This window comes from Pseudomonadota bacterium (assembly GCA_039714795.1).
Taxonomy (GTDB): Bacteria; Pseudomonadota; Alphaproteobacteria; order JAGOMX01; family JAGOMX01; genus JBDLIP01.
In genome coordinates this window covers 1-5,388 of record JBDLIP010000116.1, presented here as the reverse complement: position 1 = coordinate 5,388, position 5,388 = coordinate 1, and the positions used below count along the sequence as shown (strand labels likewise).

General features: G+C 42.7%; 3 protein-coding genes. 1 reads left to right on the top strand and 2 read right to left on the bottom strand.

The window, feature by feature from the left end; translation table 11 throughout:
- Nucleotides 1-187, bottom strand: a 187-nt coding sequence (locus ABFQ95_07450) for a hypothetical protein (GenBank protein ID MEN8237355.1), incomplete at its 3' end; no start/stop codon positions are given.
- Nucleotides 188-1,154: 967 nt separating this feature from the next.
- On the opposite strand from ABFQ95_07450, the gene ABFQ95_07445 reads away from it, so the two are divergent.
- Nucleotides 1,155-4,217, top strand: coding sequence for a hypothetical protein (locus ABFQ95_07445; protein ID MEN8237354.1), 3,063 nt, complete (start codon nucleotides 1,155-1,157; stop codon nucleotides 4,215-4,217).
- A gap of 157 nt (nucleotides 4,218-4,374) precedes the next feature.
- Here the strand turns inward: ABFQ95_07445 and ABFQ95_07440 are convergent, their stop codons facing one another.
- Nucleotides 4,375-4,971 carry a hypothetical protein gene (locus ABFQ95_07440; protein MEN8237353.1) on the bottom strand — a complete coding sequence of 199 codons (597 nt, stop codon included), beginning with the start codon at nucleotides 4,969-4,971 and terminating at the stop codon, nucleotides 4,375-4,377.
- Between the last annotated feature and the right edge of the window lie 417 nt (nucleotides 4,972-5,388).

The window sequence follows — 5,388 nt, the reverse complement described above, 5'->3', positions numbered from 1 at the left end:
GGAAATTAACTCCCTTGGGACTAAGTCCCAAGGGGCAAACGCGCCAGGGTTCCCTACAACTCGCCGCAACATACCGCTTGCACAACATTCGTGCGGCAAACCAAGCAGAAATAAGCAAATATTTAAGAAATTGCCCCATGAAATGCTGGTGCTGGAAGGTGCGATAATGTACATTGGCGTTAGCCATATCTGATCTCATTGGTTAGATCGGGTTGGTTAGTGGAAGGTGCGGTGCTTTCGACACCTCGCCTGCCACGCTTACTCATAAAGACTAGCCTCCTTTTTTTGCAAACGCAAGCATAAAATTTTAAAAAAAGTTTGCACAAAAAATCCTTACGTTGGCGATGAAGCTGTGACCTTACACATTGCTGATAATGGCGGGTGGATTGCCCATTTTATAGGAGATTTAAAAATGAGCTTTTATGGCGATACACCGAATGAGGCCTACAATAAACTGATGGCAGCTTGTTAGTCGGAACAGGCAGCCTCTGGTAATGCAGATTAAAGTGTAGATATCACCAGACATCTCGATAAAAAAGAGTATGGTCTTTTTCCATTATAATTCTAGCATATCCAAGGGAGGACTGACTGGTGGAAGGCTTTGGGGGATATAAGCTAAGTAATGTTCTCCACTGACAGAGGAGCTTTTTATGTACTGCCCAACTCTCTGTTTTTTATCCATTTCCCTATCCCCAACTTAATCTACTATAGTCTCTACCTTAGGATAACTAACATACACGTTATCTATTTTAAGTCAACTAACGAAACAATCATTTTTCGTTAGTTATTCGACTACTGCGTATTGCTGAGAACGTGAATACCTTCGGCGGAAAAGCTTGAACAATTTTTGGCATCGAGCTCCGAAAACGTTCACGATTTTCCACCGAAAGTGTTCACACCTCCGCCGATTAAAAAAGTTGTAATTGCTCAGGGCTACCTCATGAAACAGTCATCATATTCGGCCATTTTCAGCCTGCAAAAAGCACGTAGTATTGCACGTATCTGTAAGAGCACTCAAACCCTTTGTAGATAAGACTTTGAAAAAGTCAACATAATCTTCATGAAGTAGCCCTGGCCTTAGGAGTCCTTACTGTTTACAACCGTTATCCTTAGAGGTACACTAGCCCCAAATTAAAGTGGCAGTTGAGGTTTAAGTGAGACTAATTCTTTTTTCTATTTTGCTGTCATTGTCCCTTTGCGTAACTTCTAAAGCAACCGATAATTTGTTAGTAGAGGTAGGAGACGGTTATTCGTCATCAAAAGAGGAAACGAGTGGAGTCGATTCAACAAAATTAGTGCAAAACCTCTGCTTGGAAGAAGATCCAAACCAGAAAAAGCGGCGAAAATGCTGCTGTACCCGTACTGAGGTCTTAACAACCTCAGGTAAGGCAGCTGTTATGATTGTCTCTGGTGGAGTTGCATTTTTTGCTGTTGGCAGTTCAAGTGCGGCTTTTTTAGAATATTTGGGAGATTTAGTGGGTATTGATGATGGCATGGGCAGTGTACTTTTCAACACCGGATTTTATCTTGTAACTTTGCCTACTGCTTGGAAAGGGGCTCACTCGAGCGTACACCATGTTGTTGATAAAGCAAAGCGGTTGTTTCGCTGGACAAAAAGCTGTGCTGCCTCCATTTATCAGTGGTATAGTGGGGGTTCTTTGCAGGAAGAATCCCCTCAGCAATCGAGTACGGGTTGGCAGCTTTTTAAAATTGGCATGACCCAGTTTGGAACATTGCTAGAGGGAATTACCGAAGGGGTTTTTATTGCCAATATAGAAAGAGATTTTGCGGGATGGGAAGAAGCCTTTGCCGGCAGTTACGGAGCTCACCAAGCAATGCAGTTTGCACAAGATGCGGAAAGGCAAACTGAAAAGCTTGGGCATTGCTATAGGACAGAACCCTCGGCAGCAAGAGAACGGTTATTGGCGTTACTTCGGGTTTTGGAGAAAAAAGGCTTTGAAGTTTCTCCAGAAGCGCTAGATAAATTACCCACACAAATACTGCAAAAATTGAGTCGGCAATACGTGGGTGAAACAGACTCTTCTTCCAGCCCAAGCCAAGATGAAACAAATCTTGAGGATTCTGACTCGAGTTTACAAGATGAGATAGCAGCAGACCTTGATCGCTTGCAGTATGTTTCTTCGCTTGAACAAATAAGACAATTTTTTGGAAACGGAATACAGCTTTCTGCCGGTCTGGTTAATGTTTTTGTCAAAAGTTATTTGTTAAACAGGTTGTTTTTTTCAGATTGGTCGCAGCCCAGCGCAAGGCTTTTTACCTGGCCGGGGCTCTCTGCTTTAGATGTTGCAATTGCTTGCACGTATGTAAGCCTTAATCGAATGCCATTGCTTTGGGACCATATGGAGGAGTATCTGACCACATGGAGCTCTGCTTATAGACGACTTCTCAGGCAATCAGGACATGTACGTAGCTTTTCTTCCACCATAAATTTCGGCTTTGATGAAGCTGATCACCCCAAAACACGGCTATTCATTGACCTTAGTTCATTGGTTGTAGTTGGTCCTTTATTAGCTGGAGGCAAGATGGGGTTGGCCTTCAAACTAGCACCTTATGTGTTTGGGGGCTCAGTTTTTGATGTATTCTTTCTTAGCTGTTACTCGTTGTCCGTGCTGGCTGAAGAAACGAATCGATCCCGTCGTGCTCTAGATGAATTGTTTAATGACTTTTTAAAAACATATGCCGCAGCAACACCTGCTGTTGAGCGAGCGAATTATTTGCAAACAATCCATGCGAAGAGAATGTGGATTGCAGGACTTCCAAACCAGCATGCAGTAATCCTGGAAAACAAACTTGGCTTAGATAGAATACACCCGAGAGATCAAGACCTAGCAGGGGACAACCAGTCATTCGTGAGATACTTGAAGTATTATGTTGAAAGAGAGCCCTTGATCGAAAATGAATGCTTGAGGAGTGCCTTGATTACTTCACTGAAAATGGGTTGCTTTGCGGGTGGAGCCTATATCACACAATCCTATGTTGCCCTTTTGACCAGGGGCTTAGGCATACTCTTTCATCTTCCGATTGCTCCTGGACGTGAAACTATGACATGGGAGGACATTACCATTATGTGCATTGTCCAGCCAACTATGACTTTCCATAGTTCAGCTCTCCTATATCGCTTTGGAACCCGGATCTTTGATGATTTTATGCGGCTTAAGAGAAGTTGGGGCGATTTTTCACAACGCGAGAGAGTGCAAGTGATTTTTAGTAAATTCATTTCGGTATTACCAGCTTCCATAGCAGCAATCATTCACTTTAATTTACTGTTCGATTCTGAAGCTGGTCAATATGATTGGTTTACTCAGGTGTTTGGAGCGGGAGTTTTGGGAATTGGTTTGGAAGCTTTTCTAACTACTCAGAAAAATGTTTATCCTTTAGGTGCGCTGTTGTTTGCCGAGAGAGATACGCTGCATAAAATGCAGAAAATCAAGCTATACTTGCAGAGAATGCAAGAGGAAGAGGATATTCAACAACTCTCATTTGCTAATGACGAAATATCGCCCTTGCTAGATGATGGAGAGTCTGCCGATGCCAACCCAAAAACGCATGGGTCAGATTTACGAAAAGATTTTTCACAGGTTATCGATAACGGTTTTACCTTCATGGCTATCCCTGCGAGCATCCAACTTTCCAGGAGCTCAATGCTGGAGATTACCTCTCCAGGAGTATCCAACAGTTTCGGTATATTAGGTGGGGGGCTATTGGTATTGGGGGCAAGCGGAGTGATTGAGCGAGAGATCAACACAATATTGCACCTGTGGTCTCCTAAAAATAACGCCAATTGTGTGAAGGGGCGCCGCTTTTTAGGTGGGCTCTCAACTGTTTTGGCAGCTTTTCATGCCTTGCCTATTCTACCAAAGTTGCAAGAGTTATTTCCCACTCAACCCATGCGGGTACTCGTAACTATTGCCTTGGCTGACCTTGTCCGCCGGCAAGCGAGTCATGCTGGCTATTTTGATGATAGTTATAACGCCTGGCTTGACGGTATCCAGCGCTGTTCGTGCAAAAAAAGCAGTTGTTGTGCAAAGTGTGGCACGTCATCGAGTTTAAAAAGAGACGATATGAAAAAACTTATTCAAACTATACGTGGTGATATCAATAGCTGGCCTGAAGCGATTGTTAAGCAAATACCAATGGATATGGATTTTGACGATTTTAAAAAGCTAGTCTTGCAGTCATTGTTTAAAAAAACATGAAGTGGCGAAATCTAGGTAGTTGCCTAGCCTGACAATATTTTGAGGAAAAAATAATTGGCCGGATAGCCGGATTTTGCGTTCCAGCTTGGCAAAATTGGCTTCCGGTATGAGAGCTGATACGGATATAGGTACTTCTTATCCGAAATTCAGATTATTGTTACCTTTTCCTTGGATCCCATGGGCTGTTATCTATAACCATTACAGCAGAGGTCTTGGTGTTATGGAGCTGCTGCTCGATTTGCCCAACGCTCAATGCGGTTGGATGAATCTGGCCTGTAGTGGTTGCTTTGGCGTTTTTTGTAGTTGCCTGCCTGCCTGTCACCTGAATAGGATGCTGACGATCAAGAAAGCGGACCGCAAGCTGAAGTTTGCCTTCCTCAGGAATCGTTACCTTCTCGATAGAAAACTTAGCCTCGTAGAAATTTTTATGTGCCGGATCCCAAAAACTCAACTGAGCATTCGGAGCCACTTTGGCAAAGCTATCTTTCGATTGGGATGTTGGTGACCAAAGATTTGCAAAACCTGCTGCTGTTAAAGGTTTGGCAACCTCTTTACCCTTTTGGATTTTATAGTTAATGGTGGGATTTTGGACGGTAATTACTCCACGGTCTGCGTTGTGGCGATCTGCGGTTATTGATACATCTTGCATCGTTACAATAACGTCTCGTGCTGGACCCGCTTGGTTGCCAATCCTAGCGCTTGCAGGCAAAACCAGAATTGCAGTCATGAGCGCTGCAAATATTGTTCTTTTCATGTTTTTCTCCTTCTAGGTTGTTAAATTTTTCTCAAAATTATTTTGAGAAAATGTTTGGAGTTCTAATTATAGAATTTACAAAACCCAAACACCATGAACAGAATATCTTAAGAGTAGTTAACGAAAAATTAAAGCCATACCCAAACGCCGGATGCTATACCTGCGAGTATATGCACAAATTTTTGTTGTTAAAATATTCGGCTCTTTTGCGTTTTGAGTGGGTAAGCTGAATTTTTTTCTGATCAAAAAGTTCGATACTAACTCCCTCAGTGAAGTAAACTGAGCCCCATTTTTGTCGCAAATTCGTGGGGGCGGCAATGAGCCCCCACGGATTTGCAACAAACAAGTAACAAAAAGAAAAGCAAAAGGGTATAAGAATAAATTATTTAAAACGATGGTTTATTTACTTGCTGGAAA